This is a genomic window from Flavimaricola marinus (assembly GCF_900184895.1).
Classification (GTDB): Bacteria; Pseudomonadota; Alphaproteobacteria; order Rhodobacterales; family Rhodobacteraceae; genus Flavimaricola; species Flavimaricola marinus.
In genome coordinates this window covers 45,518-60,637 of record NZ_FXZK01000001.1, presented here as the reverse complement: position 1 = coordinate 60,637, position 15,120 = coordinate 45,518, and the positions used below count along the sequence as shown (strand labels likewise).

General features: G+C 62.8%; 19 protein-coding genes. 8 read left to right on the top strand and 11 right to left on the bottom strand.

What is annotated here, in order from left to right; genetic code table 11:
- The first annotated feature begins 2 nt into the window (after window positions 1–2).
- Window positions 3–617 carry a 3'-5' exonuclease gene (locus LOM8899_RS00310; RefSeq protein ID WP_093990177.1) on the top strand — a complete coding sequence of 205 codons (615 nt, stop codon included), beginning with the start codon at window positions 3–5 and terminating at the stop codon, window positions 615–617.
- Here the strand turns inward: LOM8899_RS00310 and LOM8899_RS00305 are convergent.
- Window positions 603–1,604 (bottom strand): TraB/GumN family protein, encoded by a 1,002-nt coding sequence (locus tag LOM8899_RS00305; protein ID WP_093990176.1) that lies wholly within the window; start codon window positions 1,602–1,604, stop codon window positions 603–605. The two genes, LOM8899_RS00310 and LOM8899_RS00305, sit on opposite strands and share 15 nt — an antisense overlap.
- An 80-nt stretch (window positions 1,605–1,684) precedes the next feature.
- Entirely contained in the window at window positions 1,685–1,942 is a 258-nt protein-coding gene (locus LOM8899_RS23175) for a hypothetical protein (protein WP_133064953.1), read from the bottom strand.
- 435 nt (window positions 1,943–2,377) lie between these two features.
- On the opposite strand from LOM8899_RS23175, the gene LOM8899_RS00295 reads away from it, so the two are divergent.
- The 3 genes from LOM8899_RS00295 (at window position 2,378) to LOM8899_RS00285 (ending at window position 5,404) form a co-directional block, all read left to right on the top strand.
- The gene (locus LOM8899_RS00295; RefSeq protein WP_093990174.1) at window positions 2,378–2,665 is read left to right on the top strand and encodes a co-chaperone GroES; all 288 of its coding nucleotides are present in this window, start codon (window positions 2,378–2,380) and stop codon (window positions 2,663–2,665) included.
- A 75-nt stretch (window positions 2,666–2,740) separates the two neighbouring features.
- Complete coding sequence (groL, locus tag LOM8899_RS00290) at window positions 2,741–4,384, top strand: chaperonin GroEL (protein ID WP_093990173.1); 1,644 nt, start codon at window positions 2,741–2,743, stop codon at window positions 4,382–4,384.
- Between the two features lie 177 nt (window positions 4,385–4,561).
- The gene (locus LOM8899_RS00285) at window positions 4,562–5,404 is read left to right on the top strand and encodes a DMT family transporter (protein WP_093990172.1); all 843 of its coding nucleotides are present in this window, start codon (window positions 4,562–4,564) and stop codon (window positions 5,402–5,404) included.
- On the opposite strand, the gene LOM8899_RS00280 is transcribed toward LOM8899_RS00285, so the two are convergent.
- Entirely contained in the window at window positions 5,401–5,862 is a 462-nt protein-coding gene (locus tag LOM8899_RS00280; protein ID WP_093990171.1) for an NUDIX domain-containing protein, read from the bottom strand. The genes LOM8899_RS00285 and LOM8899_RS00280 overlap by 4 nt on opposite strands.
- 91 nt (window positions 5,863–5,953) lie before the next feature.
- On the opposite strand from LOM8899_RS00280, the gene LOM8899_RS00275 reads away from it, so the two are divergent.
- Window positions 5,954–6,718: an alpha/beta fold hydrolase gene (locus LOM8899_RS00275; protein ID WP_093990170.1), complete on the top strand. Its 765-nt coding sequence runs from the start codon at window positions 5,954–5,956 to the stop codon at window positions 6,716–6,718.
- 35 nt (window positions 6,719–6,753) lie between these two features.
- On the opposite strand, the gene LOM8899_RS00270 is transcribed toward LOM8899_RS00275, so the two are convergent.
- From LOM8899_RS00270 to LOM8899_RS00260, 3 genes are all read right to left on the bottom strand, one after another.
- Complete coding sequence (locus LOM8899_RS00270) at window positions 6,754–7,824, bottom strand: 5-(carboxyamino)imidazole ribonucleotide synthase (protein WP_093990169.1); 1,071 nt, start codon at window positions 7,822–7,824, stop codon at window positions 6,754–6,756.
- Window positions 7,817–8,299 (bottom strand): 5-(carboxyamino)imidazole ribonucleotide mutase, encoded by a 483-nt coding sequence (purE, locus tag LOM8899_RS00265; RefSeq protein WP_093990168.1) that lies wholly within the window; start codon window positions 8,297–8,299, stop codon window positions 7,817–7,819. The genes LOM8899_RS00270 and purE overlap by 8 nt, the downstream gene beginning before the upstream one ends.
- A 110-nt stretch (window positions 8,300–8,409) precedes the next feature.
- The gene (locus LOM8899_RS00260; protein ID WP_093990167.1) at window positions 8,410–8,628 is read right to left on the bottom strand and encodes a YdcH family protein; all 219 of its coding nucleotides are present in this window, start codon (window positions 8,626–8,628) and stop codon (window positions 8,410–8,412) included.
- A 153-nt stretch (window positions 8,629–8,781) separates the two neighbouring features.
- On the opposite strand from LOM8899_RS00260, the gene LOM8899_RS00255 reads away from it, so the two are divergent.
- Both LOM8899_RS00255 and LOM8899_RS00250 read left to right on the top strand, forming a co-directional pair.
- Window positions 8,782–9,201, top strand: coding sequence for an Hsp20 family protein (locus LOM8899_RS00255; RefSeq protein WP_093990166.1), 420 nt, complete (start codon window positions 8,782–8,784; stop codon window positions 9,199–9,201).
- Entirely contained in the window at window positions 9,201–9,425 is a 225-nt protein-coding gene (locus LOM8899_RS00250) for a DUF1150 family protein (protein ID WP_093990165.1), read from the top strand. Before LOM8899_RS00255 ends, LOM8899_RS00250 begins: the two co-directional genes overlap by 1 nt.
- A gap of 254 nt (window positions 9,426–9,679) precedes the next feature.
- Here LOM8899_RS00250 and LOM8899_RS00245 read toward each other — a convergent pair whose 3' ends face one another.
- The 3 genes from LOM8899_RS00245 to trxB form a co-directional block, all read right to left on the bottom strand.
- Window positions 9,680–11,389 carry a bifunctional sulfate adenylyltransferase/adenylylsulfate kinase gene (locus LOM8899_RS00245; RefSeq protein WP_093990164.1) on the bottom strand — a complete coding sequence of 570 codons (1,710 nt, stop codon included), beginning with the start codon at window positions 11,387–11,389 and terminating at the stop codon, window positions 9,680–9,682.
- A gap of 208 nt (window positions 11,390–11,597) precedes the next feature.
- Window positions 11,598–12,101, bottom strand: coding sequence for an RES family NAD+ phosphorylase (locus LOM8899_RS00240; RefSeq protein ID WP_168770436.1), 504 nt, complete (start codon window positions 12,099–12,101; stop codon window positions 11,598–11,600).
- A 7-nt stretch (window positions 12,102–12,108) separates the two neighbouring features.
- Entirely contained in the window at window positions 12,109–13,077 is a 969-nt protein-coding gene (gene trxB, locus LOM8899_RS00235) for a thioredoxin-disulfide reductase (protein ID WP_093990162.1), read from the bottom strand.
- Window positions 13,078–13,293: 216 nt separating this feature from the next.
- Here trxB and LOM8899_RS00230 point away from each other — a divergent pair, with 216 nt between their 5' ends.
- The gene (locus tag LOM8899_RS00230; RefSeq protein ID WP_093991330.1) at window positions 13,294–13,794 is read left to right on the top strand and encodes an Lrp/AsnC family transcriptional regulator; all 501 of its coding nucleotides are present in this window, start codon (window positions 13,294–13,296) and stop codon (window positions 13,792–13,794) included.
- 7 nt (window positions 13,795–13,801) lie between these two features.
- Here the strand turns inward: LOM8899_RS00230 and LOM8899_RS00225 are convergent, their stop codons facing one another.
- Both LOM8899_RS00225 and LOM8899_RS23315 read right to left on the bottom strand, forming a co-directional pair.
- A complete protein-coding gene (locus tag LOM8899_RS00225; protein WP_093991329.1) occupies window positions 13,802–14,491 on the bottom strand; it encodes a Hint domain-containing protein in 690 nt (229 codons plus the stop codon).
- A gap of 411 nt (window positions 14,492–14,902) precedes the next feature.
- Window positions 14,903–15,079: a hypothetical protein gene (locus LOM8899_RS23315; RefSeq protein ID WP_168770435.1), complete on the bottom strand. Its 177-nt coding sequence runs from the start codon at window positions 15,077–15,079 to the stop codon at window positions 14,903–14,905.
- Window positions 15,080–15,120: the final 41 nt, after the last annotated feature.

Genomic DNA, 15,120 nt, shown 5'->3' with positions numbered 1-15,120 from the left:
CGATGCGAACGGCGATACTCTACGACAGCGAATTCCTGTCGGTGGACGGTGCGATGCGCCGATTCTGGTGCGGCCCCTTCGACCCGGAGCCGACAGTGGTGCAGATCGGTGCCGTCCGTCTCGGGCTCGACGGGGATTTCCCGCTTCTCGAGACGTTTCAGGCCTATGTCAGCCCCAAGGACCGTGAGGGAAAGCCGGTGCCGATCGACCCGTTCCTGTCGGAGCTGACCGGCATCACTCAGGCACAGGTCGACGCAGAGGGGCAACCGCTGGTCGAGGCGTTGACGGCGTTGGATGCGTTTTCGCAGGGTGCGCCTTTCTGGTCTTGGGGGCGCGACGATCATTTCATGGTGGCGATCAGTTGTTTCGTCGAAGGCATTCCGCCGGTGATACCGGCCACCCGTTTTGGCAATGCCACCCGTCTGTTCTTGCAGGCCGGAATGCCCTATGAGGCCATTCAAAAGACGTCGAGCAGCGGGCTGGCCGCATACTTTGGCCTGAATACCGACGGGTTGAGCGCCCATGACGCGCTGAGCGACGCCCGGTCAATGGCGCTGGCCGTGCAGCATCTGCTGCGTCGGGGCGATCTGCCGGCTGAGGCGCTACTGCTGGGCTGAAATCGTCCAGCCTTCCTGCTCGAGCATCCGTAGGACACCGGTCGTGTCGGGCAGGTGGGCCGCACCCACGGCCACGACGACCCGCTCATGCGTGTCGGCGGCTTCAAGGATCACCGGCAACCACGCGGCGTTGCGTCGATCCAGCAGCAACTCCTGTGTCATCGCAAAGCTCTCTTCGGCCTCCTGCTCCGTCATGTTGGGCACGAAGCTGGCGCTCATGCGCGACATTTCCCAGATCAGGGCGATCTGGCCCTGGAAATAGCTTTCGAGCATCGCGACGAAGGCTTCCTGTTGCAGATCGGGGGACAAGACCGAGAGCGCGAGCATTTCGAGCTGCTCGTCGGCGGGGATCTCGTCAAAAAGCTCGGGCAGGGTCGTCCAGGCCTCCAGCGCCGACATCGGCGTGCCCAAATCCGTGGCGACGTTGATGATCAGCTTGTCCAGTCCGAACCGGCCTTCGATCAGGTCGCCCATTGCGCAGGGCGGGATGCCGAGGCTGGCCATCAGGAACCACGGTTGCGACTTGGCGGCAAGGAAACCGGGCATCTGCCGGGCGCGGGCCGCGTCGCGCAGGGCGATCCAGTCGTCCTCGGGCAGGAGGTCCGGCAGGGTGGGGCCGTCGGTGATGAAGAAAACCTCGGGCGCCTCGGCCATTGCGGTCAGCATCTGGCGCTCTTCTGTCGGGGTCATTTCGAGCAGGATCAGGTCTGCGGCGGCCAATGTCGGAGCGATGGCCTCCATCGTGGCGTCGTGGCGCGGGTCGAACAGGTGCATCGTGCCGATCAGGTCGATCTGGCGATCTCCCTTCTGCGCGCGCCACAGGATGCCTTCGCCGAATGGCGTGGTCGCGGCCGCCGTCTCGACGCTGGCGCGTTCGGCCGGCGTCAGCCGGTCCAGCAGGCTCGGGCCAGCGCAACCGGCCTGCGCGGAGGCGGCGGCAATGGCCAAGGCGGTGGCCGTCAGACAGGCGGAAAACAGGCGGCGCATAGCGGTCCTTCTCGAGGCGAGAGAGCATTTCGATCAGGCTATGTCAGGCCCGCCCAAGGCTCAAGCTTGGGCAGGCCCGATCAGGCATGGCTCCGCTGAGGACGACGCCAGAAGCGCGAGAACCAGCCACTGGCGCCGCCTCGCGGCTCCTTCGGCGCGACCTCCGAGGGGGCCGCGGCCATGGGTGCGGGCGCAAAGCCGACCTCTGCGCTGCCGGGGGCTGGCAGGCTCAACCGAAGCACTTCGGGTGCGCTACGACGTATGACGGGCCGCTCGTGATGCGGCAACGGAACATGAGGGCCGACCTTGTGGTCGACCACGAAAAACGGGGGATGCATGGGATCGTCCTGTAGAATGGAGGGCATTGGGCGGAAACTTCCGCCGGGCAATAGGCTGCAAGCGCTTCAGCAGGTGCGCAAAAGGGTCCTTCGCATCATACAGCCTCCATTAAATCAGGTCCGAACTCAGTAAGCTGGCGCCGGGATTCGGTCAAACCTTATTTGGCCGCGACGGGCCGTCGGGGGGAGGTGCGACCTATTTGCATCGAATACCTGCATCGGGGCCGTTGTTCCGGATCGGGCAGCGTCCCGTCTCGGGTTGCAACGGCTTGCATCGAGGCGGCAATTTTTCTGCGACGACATTGCTTGACAGTCGCTGGCGCTTTGCCTACCTACCGCTCGTTAGCACTCGCCCGGGGTGAGTGCTAACGGCCCCCGGAGCATACGCACCCGCCGGGTCGAATGGGAGAAACTTTGTTCTAAGGAGCAACAAAGATGGCATTTACACCGCTGCATGACCGCGTTCTCGTGCGTCGCGTCGAAAGCGAAGAGAAGACCGTTGGCGGTCTGATCATTCCGGATTCCGCAAAAGAAAAGCCCGCTGAGGGCGAAATCGTCTCCTGTGGCGAAGGCGCTCGCAAGGACAGCGGCGAACTGATCCCGATGGCTGTGAAGCCGGGTCAGACCGTTCTGTTCGGCAAGTGGTCGGGCACCGAGGTCAAGGTCGACGGTGAAGACCTGCTGATCATGAAAGAATCCGACATTCTGGGGATCATCTCCTAATCGTCGGCCGCTGATGGCGCGTGTGACCATGCGCCCAACGGACCATGAAACAATCTAATTTCAGGAGCTATCAACATGGCTGCTAAGGACGTCAAATTCGAATCCGATGCCCGCAATCGCATGCTCAAGGGTGTGAACACCCTTGCCAACGCGGTGAAGGTGACCCTCGGCCCGAAAGGCCGTAACGTCGTGATCGACAAGAGCTTCGGTGCTCCTCGCATCACCAAGGACGGTGTGACCGTTGCCAAGGAAATCGAACTGGAAGACAAGTTCGAGAACATGGGCGCACAGATGGTCAAGGAAGTTGCTTCCCGGACCAACGACGAAGCCGGTGACGGCACCACCACTGCCACCGTGCTGGCTCAGGCCATCATCAAAGAAGGCATGAAGTCGGTTGCCGCCGGCATGAACCCGATGGATGTGAAGCGCGGCATCGACACTGCCGTGTCGACCGTCATCGAAGCCATCAAGGCCGCTGCACGCCCTGTCAACGACAGCGCCGAAGTTGCTCAGGTCGGCACCATCTCCGCCAACGGCGAAGCCGAGATCGGCCGTCAGATCGCGGATGCGATGCAGAAAGTCGGCAACGAAGGCGTCATCACCGTCGAAGAGAACAAAGGCCTCGAGACCGAGACCGATGTCGTCGAAGGTATGCAGTTCGACCGTGGCTACCTGTCGCCCTACTTCGTCACCAACGCCGACAAGATGACGACCGAGCTGGAAGACGCGATCATCCTGCTGCACGAGAAGAAGCTCTCCTCGCTTCAGCCGATGGTGCCGCTCCTCGAAGCCGTGATCCAGTCGGGCAAGCCGCTCCTGATCATCGCAGAAGACGTCGAAGGCGAAGCACTGGCGACCCTCGTGGTCAACAAGCTGCGCGGTGGCCTCAAGATCGCAGCCGTGAAGGCTCCGGGCTTCGGCGACCGTCGTAAGGCCATGCTGCAGGACATCGCCATTCTGACCGGCGGTCAGGTGATCTCCGAAGATCTCGGCATGAAGCTCGAGAACGTGACCATCGACATGCTCGGCTCTGCCAAGCGCGTCACGATCACCAAGGACGAGACCACGATCATCGACGGTTCCGGCGCGAAGGCCGAGATCGAGGCACGCGTGTCCCAGATCCGTGGCCAGATCGAAGAGACCACCTCCGACTACGACCGTGAAAAGCTGCAAGAGCGCGTTGCCAAACTGGCAGGCGGTGTTGCCGTGATCCGCGTCGGCGGCATGTCCGAAGTCGAAGTGAAAGAGCGCAAGGATCGCGTTGACGATGCTCTGAACGCCACCCGTGCGGCCGTTCAGGAAGGTATCGTCGTAGGCGGTGGTGTTGCTCTGGTTCAGGCCGGCAAGAAGCTGGAAGGTCTGACCGGCGACAACTCCGATCAGAACGCCGGTATCGCCATCGTGCGCCGTGCGCTCGAAGCACCGCTGCGTCAGATCGCAGACAACGCTGGTGTCGACGGTTCCGTCGTGGCTGGCAAAATCCGCGAAAGCAACGACCTGGCCTTCGGCTTCAACGCCCAGACCGAAGAATATGGCGACATGTTCAAGTTCGGCGTCATCGACCCGGCCAAAGTGGTTCGCACAGCACTTCAGGACGCCGCTTCGGTCGCGTCCCTGCTGATCACCACCGAGTGCATGATCGCTGACAAGCCCTCCAAAGACGGCGGACCTGCCGGCGGCGGCATGCCCGACATGGGCGGCATGGGCGGCATGATGTAATCTGCCTTTTCACAAAGGCGATTTCAGAGGGGTCCGGCGATTGCCGGGCCCCTTTTTCATGACAGAAGAGATGCGCCGCGTCGGATCGGAACCGAGCGCCCCGCCCGTCACGTCACAAACCGGTGCAAGATCTTGAAAGGTCTTGCCTCGTCGTCGCTCACAGCGCAGCAGTGCCCCATGAAACTCTTTGCCCTCACCACACTGACCATGATCGCCTTTGCGGCTAATTCCTTGCTCAACCGACTGGGCGTTGCCGTTTATGGAACCGATCCGGGTCTATTCGCCGTCCTGCGGGTCGCCGCCGGAGCCGTCGTGCTCTGGGTCTTGGTCTGGCGTCGCGGGGCCAAGGCAAATGGCGGTCTTTCCGCAAGCTGGACGCGCCGCATCGGGGCGGCATCGATGTTGGCGCTCTATATGGCGGGCTTCTCTGCGGCCTATCTGACGCTGGATGCCGGGGTCGGGGCGCTCATCCTTTTCGGTGGGGTGCAGGTGACGATGTTCGCAGGCGCGGTCGCGGGTGGTGAGCGATTGACCGGTCCAAAGCTGTTGGGCGCCGCGGTCGCGCTCTCTGGTCTGGGCGTGCTCGTCTGGCCAACGGAGGCTGTCTCTCTTCCCGTTCAAGGCGTCACCCTCATGTCCTTGGCGGCTGTGGGGTGGGGCGTCTACTCGCTCATGGGGCGGGCCGAGTCGGACCCCTTGGCGGGAACGGCCGCGAACTTCGCGCTGTGTCTGCCGATCGTCCTGCCGCTGATCCTGCTGGGGTCGGGCCAATGGACATGGGCCGGTGCGGCGACCGCCGCCGTCGCGGGTGGGCTGACCTCGGGTTTGGGCTATGCGCTGTGGTATCAGGTGCTGCCAAAGCTGGCAGCGACACGGGCCGCGATTGCGCAATTGAGCGTGCCGGTGATCGCCGCCGCAGGCGGGGTGCTGGTTCTGGGGGAAAGCATCGATTGGCGCTTTGCCGTGGCAGCCGCTCTGGTACTCGGCGGGATCGGCTTGTCGCTGTGGAAGCGGCGCTAGCGGACGATCGGCTCCAGCGGATCGTAATGCGCGGGCCCGGACGGGCCAAATGCGACCGCCGCCAAACTGTCGGGCTTCACGGTCAGCCGTGACAACTCCTCTGCGGTGACCCAGCGGCGGGCTGTGACAATGCCTTCGGGATCGGTCCAATCGCCATGCGGATCGCCCGAGATCAGCGTGCAGCGGAAATAGACGTCGACCTGATGAAAATCGAACTCCGGATCGTGAAATTCGTTCACCAGACAGGGCTCCCCCACGCTGATGGTCAATCCACACTCCTCATGGACCTCACGGCGCAGGTTTTCCGGCAGGCTGGAATGCGGCTCCACGCCGCCGCCCGGCGCACACCAGAGGTGTGTCTTTCCCTTCCAGGCGTTGACCAAGAGCAGCCGGTCTTCGTGCATCAGGATTGCACGGACGGCTATCCGGGGCGGACGAGGGGGGGATTTGCCTGACATCTGCGCTCAATTTGCGCCAATTGCGGTAAAAGACGCAAGGTCACTTGCAGGTTTACCTTAACGTTATCTTTGAGGGTGCTAAGTCTGAAGAATGCGTCCATTCATTCTCATCCTCGCGCTGGTCCTCGCGGCGGCTCCCATACTGGCACAAGTGCCGGGGCGGGAGCCCGTGACCGTATCCGATCGCGGGGAATGCGTCGTCCTGCTGCACGGGCTGGCGCGGAGCGAGTATTCGCTGGCGCCGATGGCCGAGTATCTGGAATTGCAGGGATATTACACGGTCAACACCGGCTATCCCTCGACACAGGAAACCATCGAGACGCTCGTTCAGGAGAATATCCGCTCCGACGTCGAGGCTTGCGGAGCGCGCAAGGTGCATTTCGTCACCCATTCGATGGGGGGCATTCTGGTGCGGGCTTGGCTGACCCGCTATCGGCCGGCCGACATGGGCCGCGTCGTCATGCTTGGGCCGCCGAACAACGGATCGGAACTGGTCGACATCTTTGGTGATTTCGAGCCGTTCCAATGGTTCAACGGGCCTGCGGGTCTGCAACTCGGCACTGAGGAGGATTCGGTGCCCAACCAGTTGCCGCTGCCGTCCTACGAGGTCGGCATCATCGCGGGGACAGGATCGATCAACCCGGTCTATTCGTCTCTGATCGAAGGCGCCGACGACGGCAAGGTGTCCGTCGCATCGACCCGGATGGAAGGCATGTCGGATCACCTTGTCCTGCCGGTCAGCCACACCTTCATGATGAACAATCCGCTGGTGATGGCGCAGGTCAGTGCCTTCCTCGACACGGGCCAATTCGATCGAAGCCTGAGCCTCGGGGCGGTGCTTTTCGGGCTCGATTGACCGAAGGTGCTAGCTAGGACGCAGGTCGCCAGACCTCACGAGCCTTGCACGATCCGGTTGACGTGACCCATCTTGCGCCCGGGCTTGACCTCGGCCTTTCCGTATAGGTGCAGCGCCGCGCCGCTCTTGGCGATCTCGGGCACCCGGTCCATGTCGGCGCCGATCAGGTTTTCCATGACAACGTCCGAATGCCGCGACCCGTCGCCCAAGGGCCAGCCCGCCACCGCACGGATGTGCTGTTCGAACTGGTCGATCTGGCAGCCGTTCTGCGTCCAGTGACCCGAGTTGTGCACACGCGGCGCGATCTCGTTCACGATCAGGCCAGTCTCGGTCACGAACAGCTCGACTCCGAGCACGCCGACATAGTCGAGCGCGGTCAGGATGCGCGCGGCCAGCAGCACCGCATCTGTCCGCTGCGAGGCGGTCAGGCGGGCGGGCACGGTCGTGGTGCGCAAGATGCCGTCCTCGTGGACATTCTCGCCCGGATCAAAACAGGCGACGGCGCCATCCAGCCCGCGCGCGCCGATGACGGAGACCTCATGGCTGAACACGACGAAGCCTTCCAGAATGGCCGGGGCGCCGTTCATGGCGGCCAGAGCGTCGGCGGCATCGTCGGTGGTCTTGAGCCGAGCCTGCCCTTTGCCGTCATAGCCCATCCGACGGGTCTTCAGGATGGCCGGTGCGCCGATCTCGTCGACGGCGGCGGCCATGTCCTCGGCGCTTTCGACATTGGCAAAGGGAGCCGTCGCCAGACCCAGATCGCGCAGAAACGCCTTCTCGGTCAGCCGGTCCTGCGACGTCGCCAAGGCGCGTCTGCCCGGCCGGATCGGGCGCAGCGCCTCGATCACGTCGAGCGCGGCGGTGGGGATGTTTTCAAATTCATAGGTGACGACATCGACGCTTTGCGCGAATTCGGTCAGGGCAGCGGTATCGTCATAGGCGGCCGTAAAGGTCCGGGTGGCGACTTCGGCGGCAGGGCATCCGGCGCCCGGCTCGTACACATGCACGTGCAGGCCAAGACGGCTCGCCGCCACGGCAAGCATCCGGCCAAGCTGACCGCCGCCGAGAATGCCGATGGTTTGGCCGGGGCGCAGCGGCTCAGTCATCTTTGGGCTCGTCAGGGATCGAGGCGGCAAGGGCGTCGCGCCACGCGTCCAACCGCTCGGCCAGTGCCGGATCGCTCAGCGCCAGAATACCGGCGGCCATCAGTCCCGCATTGGCCGCACCGCCGATCGCCATGGTCGCCACAGGAAATCCGCGCGGCATCTGGACGATGGAATAGAGCGAATCGACGCCGCTCAGCGCCTTGGTCTGGACCGGCACGCCGATCACCGGGATCCGGGTCTTGGATGCCATCATACCAGGAAGATGCGCGGCCCCGCCGGCGCCCGCGATAATCGCATGCAATCCACGCTCCGCCGCGGTCTTGCCATAGTCCCAAAGCCTGTCGGGGGTGCGATGTGCGGATACGATCTTGGTCTCGTACGGCACGCCCAATTCATCCAGAACAACAGCCGCCTCGCGCATCGTCGGCCAGTCCGACTGACTGCCCATGATGATCCCGATCTTCACCGCAGCCATGGGCCACCTCCGCATTCGTGAGCGCGCACTATAGCTATGCGGGGGCAGGGGGCAAGACGCCGTTCAAGCCTGCGGCCACGAAGGGCAGTCGTCAGCCGTTCGATGCGGTGTCAGGCGATGATGTCGGGCAGGATCCGGTCTTCCAGTTCCGTGATCTGATCCTTCAGCGCCAGCTTTTGCTTTTTCATCCGGCGGATCATCAGCATATCCATCGTGCCACGCTCTTGAAGCGCGTGGATCGCCTCGTCCAGATCCCGGTGCTCGCGCTTGAGAACCTCAAGCTTCACGCGCAACACCTCGAGTTGTTCCATCTTGGCAGAGGTATTCATATGGTTCCTCGTAGCATCCGGGTGAATATAGGCGGCATCGGTCCATCCGCAAAGCACTACCTCTTGCGAATTCACCCGCGCACTCCCATATTTCTCCCATGGTCGCCGAAACGCGGGGCCGTAAACACAGTCGCTTGTCAAAGGACGTGTCAGATGACGAAACTTACGCTGGGAACGCACCCGTTCTTGCTGGGATTTGAACAGCTTGAAAGGCTGGTCGAACGGACGGCAAAGTCCGGAAACGAAGGCTATCCCCCCTACAACATCGAACAAACGTCGGAACGGTCCTACCGGATCACGCTCGCGGTCGCCGGTTTTGCCGATGAAGATTTAAGCATCACCGTCGAAGATTCGAGCCTCGTCATCCGCGGCCGGCAAAAAGACGATGCCGACGGTAGGGTGTTTTTGCATCGAGGCATTGCCGCACGCCAATTTCAACGTAGCTTTGTATTGGCGGACGGAGTCGACGTCGGCGAGGCCATACTCGAAAATGGTCTGCTACACGTCGATCTGACCCGGCATGTGCCCGAAAGCATCGTCCAGACGATCGAGATCAAAAGGAGCGGAAAGTGATGAACAGCAAAGCAGACATGAATTCTCCCGAGGGCAATTTCGTCTACCTGAAATCCGTCGCCGTTGCTGACCTTCCCGTCGAGTTGCGCGAACAGGCGGGCGATCTGGAAACGGTATTCGCCGTGCACAACGGCGAAGGCGAGCAGGTCGCGCTGGTGGCGCATCCGTCGATCGCGTCGCATCTGGCCGAAGAGCACGACATGCAGCTGGTGACGCTGCACTAAGGGCGACAGGCCCTCCCACCGGATTGACTGCGGGCGCGTGAGGTGCCCGCAAGCCGGCCCCCTTCAAAATCCCAGTCTCTCGAGATGTGCGCGCGCCCGCAGCCGGCGTGCGCCGGGCCGAGCCAGTGTGCGTTAAGGCGCAGCAGCCCTGTGCCTGGAGCTACGCCGAGATCATCGGCCGCGCTGCCAAAGAAAATGGCCGCCTCGTTCACTCGGAACGAGGCGGCCATCTGTAGATTGATCGAAAAGGGCGCTTAGCCCTTGATCAGACCCATCGATTCCAGTTTCAGGATCACCTGATGGGCGCAGTTGTCCACATCGGTGCCTTCGGTCTCGACGCGCAGTTCGGGGTTCTCCGGCACGTCGTAGGGGTCGGAAATACCGGTGAATTCCTTGATCTTGCCTTCGCGGGCCAGCTTGTAGAGACCCTTGCGGTCACGCTTTTCGCACTCTTCGATGCTGGTCGCGACGTGGACTTCGATAAAGGCACCAAAGGCTTCGATGTCTTCACGCACCGCGCGGCGGGTCGTGGCATAGGGGGCGATGGGCGCACAGATCGCGATACCACCATTCTTGGTGATCTCGGAGGCGACATAGCCGATGCGGCGGATGTTCAGGTCACGGTGCTCTTTGGAAAACCCGAGCTCCGAGGACAGGTTCTTGCGGACGATATCGCCGTCGAGCAGCGTCACCGGGCGACCACCCATTTCCATCAGCTTGACCATCAGCGCGTTGGCGATGGTGGACTTACCGGAACCGGAGAAGCCGGTGAAGAAGACGGTGAAGCCCTGCTTGGAACGGGCCGGCTTGGTGCGGCGCAGCTCTTCGACCACTTGGGGGAAAGAGAACCACTCCGGGATCTCGAGACCTTCGGCCAAACGGCGGCGCAATTCGGTGCCCGAGATGTTCAGGATGGTGACGTTGTCCTTGTCGGCGATCTCGTCGGCCGGCTCGTACTGGGCGCGCTCCTGCACATAAACCATGTGTTTGAAGTCGACCATCTCGATGCCCATCTCCTCCTGATGCTTGCGGAACAGATCCTGCGCATCATAGGGGCCATAGAAATCCTCGCCCTTGGAGTTGTTGCCGGGGCCTGCGTGATCGCGGCCCACGATGAAGTGGGTGCAGCCGTGGTTCTTGCGAATCAGACCGTGCCAGACCGCCTCGCGGGGGCCGGCCATACGCATGGCGAGGTTCAGCAGCGACATCGCCGTCGTCGAGGCGGGGTATTGGTCGAGCACGGCTTCGTAGCAGCGGACGCGGGTAAAGTGGTCGACGTCACCGGGCTTGGTCAGGCCGACGACCGGATGGATCAGCAGGTTGGCCTGCGCTTCCTTCGCGGCGCGGAAGGTCAGTTCCTGGTGCGCGCGGTGCAGCGGGTTGCGGGTCTGGAACGCGACGACCTTGCGCCAGCCCATCTTGCGGAAATAGGCGCGCAACTCGTTGGGCGTATCGCGGCGGCCGCGGAAATCGTAGTGGACGGGCGGCTGGATGCCGGTGACGGGGCCACCGAGATAGACCGAACCGGCATGGTTGTGCAGGTAATTGACGGCCGGGTGAGCGGAATCGTCTGCGCCAAAGACCTTCTCGGCCTCGCGCGCCTTGTTCGGCACCCATTTGTCGGTGACGGTCATGGTGGCGAGGATCACGCCTTCCTGATCGCGCAGGGCGATGTCCTGACCGACTTCGACCGTCTCAGCGAATTTCTCGGAGACGTCGAGGTTGATCGGCATCGGCCAGAGGCTGCCATCGGCCAAACGCATGTTCTCGACGACGTTGTCGTAGTCGGCCTCGGACAGAAATCCCTTCAGCGGGTTGAAGCCGCCGTTCATCAGCAATTCCAGATCGCAGATCTGGCGTAGCGTCAGATCGTGGCTGGTCAGGTTGCCAGCTTCCACTTTCAGCTTCTGGGCGCTGTCGTGGCTGACATACAGTTCGGGGATCGGTGCAAGAGGTTCGGACATCACTATACTCGTTTCGTCTAATGAGGAGGCCAGTCAGCCACGGTTATGTTCCGCGACCCATAAACAGCAATCGGGCAAGGACGCAAGGTTGGTGGGGGGGAAAACCGGCGTGACAACGCCGGTATGGCTTTCGTGCAAGTCCCGCGGCGGTTGTGCTGCGGACGCGGCAACCACGACCGGTCCGCGGACAAATCCTGATCGGCCGGGCTCAGGTTTGGTTCGGCGCCGCCCAGGGTTCGGGCGCGCCCAGGGTGGTGAGCTGCGCGCCCTCGGGCGTGTTCCAGTGAAACAGCACCATATGCCACCGGCTCGGCGCGCGACGAGAGGCATAGATCATCCCGTCCGCATTGGCCCGACGGGCCGCATCCGAGGCGCGCCAGCTCGTCGCCGGCTGACCCGCATCGCGCTGGCTGCGCCAGATGACCGAGGGCCAGTCCGGCTCGATCTCGAGGGTCGCGCAGGTATCGGGATCGCGCAGATCCACGATCCGCTCCGAGACGAGGTGCAGCTGCTGGAGAACCCGCGGCGGATCCTCTGGCTGAAGGTAGATGTCGATCGCCAGCGCGGCCGAGGCGGGCAGGGGCGAGGCATAGAGCGCGGGCTGACCGCTGTGGTGAAACCGGGCCTCCGGGCTGATCACCCCGTCAAGTACCTGGTCAGCCCGACTGGCAAAGACGATCCGATAGAGCGGTCCGTCATAGCGCAGAAACACCGGGCAGTTACTCGGCGGCCTGTGCGGCTTCCGCCATGCCGTGTTCCGCAAGGAACCGTTCCGCGTCCAGAGCGGCCATACAGCCCATGCCGGCACTCGTCACCGCTTGGCGATACACGTGATCCGTCAGGTCGCCGGCGGCAAAGACGCCGGGGATCGAAGTGCGCGTGCTGCCTGGCTCCACGACGACATAGCCACCGTGCTGGGTTTCGAGCACGTCCTTGACCAGCTCGGACGCCGGGGCGTGGCCGATCGCGATGAAGACGCCCTTGGCAGGGATTTCGGTGATCTCGCCGGTCTTGGTGTGCTTGACCCGCACGCCTTCGACGCCCAGAGGGCTGTCGGCGCCGATAACCTCGTCGACCTCGTGAAACCACAGCGTCTCGATCTTGGGGTTCTTGAACAGGCGGTCCTGCAGAATACGCTCCGCGCGCAATTCGTCGCGGCGGTGCACCAATGTGACCTTCGAGGCAAAGTTGGTGAGGAACAGCGCCTCTTCCACGGCGGTATTGCCGCCGCCGACCACGACGATCTCCTGACCGCGATAGAAAAAGCCGTCGCAAGTGGCACAGGCGCTGACGCCGAAGCCCTTGAACTTCTCCTCAGACGGCAGGCCGAGCCATTTCGCGCGCGCCCCGGTGGCGAGGATAATCGCATCCGCGGTCCAGACCGTGCCGCTGTCGGTCTGGGCGGTGAACGGGCGCTTGCTCAGGTCCAGAGAGGTCACGATGTCGCTCACGATGTCGCAGCCCATGGCGCGGGCATGCGCCTCCATCCGAACCATCAGGTCAGGGCCCTGCACCTCGGTGTCACCGGGCCAATTCTCGACCTCGGTCGTGGTGGTCAACTGGCCACCCGGCTCCAGACCCTGGATCAAGACGGGGTTCAGCATCGCACGGGCGGCATAGACGCCAGCGGTGTAGCCAGCCGGGCCGGAGCCGATGATCAGCGTCTTGGTGTGGCGGTGCTCTGTCATGGTGATCCCCCTTTGATGCCCACCCGATATAAGTGTCTCGCCCGCCGGGGGAAAGGGGGACAATCGGCAATCCGACCGGGTGGTCTTCACAGTTGGCGGAGTGCGCCAGAGCGCGCCAAATCAAAAATTTGGATAATATAGTTGCGCCCCATTGAAACATTGTTGCGCAAACCTTGGCCTTGGCGTATTCAATGCCAATTCAACAAGGAGAACGACATGCCCGGGACCAAGCTCGATGAGATAGATCGTATGATCCTGGCCGAATTGCAAGCCGACGGTCGGATGACCAACGTGGAATTGGCCAGCCGTGTCGGCATTTCCGCGCCCCCTTGTCTGCGGCGCGTGCGCACGCTCGAAGAGCAGGGCTATATCCGGGGCTATCACGCCGACGTGGATCCGCGGGAACTGGGGTTCGAAGTGCAGGTCTTTGCGATGGTCGGTCTGGTCAGTCAGGCCGAAGTGGACTTGTCGGCCTTCGAGGCGAAATGCCAGGGCTGGCCACTGGTCCGCGAATGCCACATGCTCAACGGCGAGGTGGACTTCATCCTGAAATGCGTGGCGCCCGACCTGAGATCGTTCCAGACCTTCCTGACCGAGCAATTGACCGCAGCCCCGAACGTGGCCAGCGTCAAGACCAGCCTCGTGATCCGGGGGGCCAAAGACGAGCCGGGCGTGCCCTTCGACGTTCTCGAAGAGCGGCTCGCCCGCGAGGCCTGAGCCGCGCTCAGGCGACCTCGAACAAATCCAGATCCGACAAGCGGAGCCGCGGCAGGGCAGGCGGCCCGAAATCCTCAAGGCTGTCCACATGTGGAAAGCACGACAGGAACAGGGCGAGCATATCGCCGCGCAGTCCAAGCTGATGCAACGGGCCGGGGTGATAGCTTTCGACCTCGACGCCATTCGCGGCAAGCAGGTGATGACGCTCGAAGCCGAGGTGATAGGCCGGGACGGTGGTCGGCGGTGTCAGGCTGACGACGTTGACCCCGTCGATGAAGTCGCGCACCGGGATCAGCGCGGTGTCCTTGCCCGTCAGGGTTCTGACGCCGGCGGACCGGTGCGCCAACCGGGCACGAGGGCCAAGCACGAGATCGGGCATCGGGCGGGCGATGCCGAGCGAATCCGCGGCAATCCGGGTCAACTGGCCCATCGACGGATCCTGTCCCTTGGCCAGGGATGAAAGAACCGTGGTGCCGCGCCAAATCAGGGTCTGAAAACCGGCGTCGACAGTCCGGACCTTGTCGCCGGGCAAGAGGTCTTCGACGGCAAGCTGTCCGCGATCCGTCTGCAGCAAGCTGCCACGGGCAAAGGCCGAAAAGGCTTCGTCGAATGGGCCGATGGCCGGAACGATGCGGCTGAAATCGTCAATATCGAGAGAGTAGCGGTTGGTCAGGTGGACGATCTCGACTTTGCGCATGAGAGGCATCATGCGCGGAGATCGTCCATCCGCCTGAGAAAACTGGCCTGAGGGAACCAGCGACTTATTTCGGTCCACCGCGAGGCCAGCGGTGGTTCTGTGGGACGTCATCATGCGCCTTACCCCTTGAGGTTGGTCACACATCTGTCGGCCCCACCGACAACATCTGAGGAACATTGCTGTTGTCCTAAATGTGGCCGAAATCAGCTTTTCCTGTCAACCAAAGTCGTGAAACGGATTCGGTTCGTCATCAATCCCGCGGTCCGGTCAGGGATTGTTCACACCGCCACAGGATATCCTGCCACATTTTGATTCGAGACCGGTGTCGTTAACCACGAAAAAATCGCCGCGACCGTGACGGTCGGGCGATTCCTTGTCAGATTTGGCCACTATTGGCCCCGATATTTCGGATCAGGCGGAGGCGCGGCTTTGCTCGAACCCGGGGCGCTTTGCCGATGTGGTGTTCTCGGCCCCGTCGCGACGGCTGATGAAGGCTTGGCGGCGCAGTCCGCGCTCCCAAGGCATCTTGGTCTTGCAGGCGGCGGCCTCTGCCAACAGTGGCTCGATCCAGCGTTTCTCGGTCGTCATGGCGCTCTCCTCACGGGTTATGCAGGGCCTCAATGTCAATG

What these genes read in the sequence shown, in the direction of transcription:
- LOM8899_RS00310 (WP_093990177.1), top strand. Translation starts at nt 3, where the DNA reads ATGCGAACGGCGATACTCTACGACAGCGAATTCCTGTCGGTGGACGGT.
- LOM8899_RS00295 (WP_093990174.1), top strand. Translation starts at nt 2,378, where the DNA reads ATGGCATTTACACCGCTGCATGACCGCGTTCTCGTGCGTCGCGTCGAA.
- LOM8899_RS00255 (WP_093990166.1), top strand. Translation starts at nt 8,782, where the DNA reads ATGACGAAACTTACGCTGGGAACGCACCCGTTCTTGCTGGGATTTGAA.
- LOM8899_RS00275 (WP_093990170.1), top strand. Translation starts at nt 5,954, where the DNA reads ATGCGTCCATTCATTCTCATCCTCGCGCTGGTCCTCGCGGCGGCTCCC.
- LOM8899_RS00250 (WP_093990165.1), top strand. Translation starts at nt 9,201, where the DNA reads ATGAACAGCAAAGCAGACATGAATTCTCCCGAGGGCAATTTCGTCTAC.
- LOM8899_RS00260 (WP_093990167.1), bottom strand. Translation starts at nt 8,628, where the DNA reads ATGAATACCTCTGCCAAGATGGAACAACTCGAGGTGTTGCGCGTGAAG.
- LOM8899_RS00305 (WP_093990176.1), bottom strand. Translation starts at nt 1,604, where the DNA reads ATGCGCCGCCTGTTTTCCGCCTGTCTGACGGCCACCGCCTTGGCCATT.
- purE (WP_093990168.1), bottom strand. Translation starts at nt 8,299, where the DNA reads ATGGCTGCGGTGAAGATCGGGATCATCATGGGCAGTCAGTCGGACTGG.
- groL (WP_093990173.1), top strand. Translation starts at nt 2,741, where the DNA reads ATGGCTGCTAAGGACGTCAAATTCGAATCCGATGCCCGCAATCGCATG.
- LOM8899_RS00280 (WP_093990171.1), bottom strand. Translation starts at nt 5,862, where the DNA reads ATGTCAGGCAAATCCCCCCCTCGTCCGCCCCGGATAGCCGTCCGTGCA.
- LOM8899_RS00270 (WP_093990169.1), bottom strand. Translation starts at nt 7,824, where the DNA reads ATGACTGAGCCGCTGCGCCCCGGCCAAACCATCGGCATTCTCGGCGGC.
- LOM8899_RS00245 (WP_093990164.1), bottom strand. Translation starts at nt 11,389, where the DNA reads ATGTCCGAACCTCTTGCACCGATCCCCGAACTGTATGTCAGCCACGAC.
- LOM8899_RS23315 (WP_168770435.1), bottom strand. Translation starts at nt 15,079, where the DNA reads ATGACGACCGAGAAACGCTGGATCGAGCCACTGTTGGCAGAGGCCGCC.
- trxB (WP_093990162.1), bottom strand. Translation starts at nt 13,077, where the DNA reads ATGACAGAGCACCGCCACACCAAGACGCTGATCATCGGCTCCGGCCCG.
- LOM8899_RS00285 (WP_093990172.1), top strand. Translation starts at nt 4,562, where the DNA reads ATGAAACTCTTTGCCCTCACCACACTGACCATGATCGCCTTTGCGGCT.
- LOM8899_RS00230 (WP_093991330.1), top strand. Translation starts at nt 13,294, where the DNA reads ATGCCCGGGACCAAGCTCGATGAGATAGATCGTATGATCCTGGCCGAA.
- LOM8899_RS23175 (WP_133064953.1), bottom strand. Translation starts at nt 1,942, where the DNA reads ATGCATCCCCCGTTTTTCGTGGTCGACCACAAGGTCGGCCCTCATGTT.
- LOM8899_RS00225 (WP_093991329.1), bottom strand. Translation starts at nt 14,491, where the DNA reads ATGCGCAAAGTCGAGATCGTCCACCTGACCAACCGCTACTCTCTCGAT.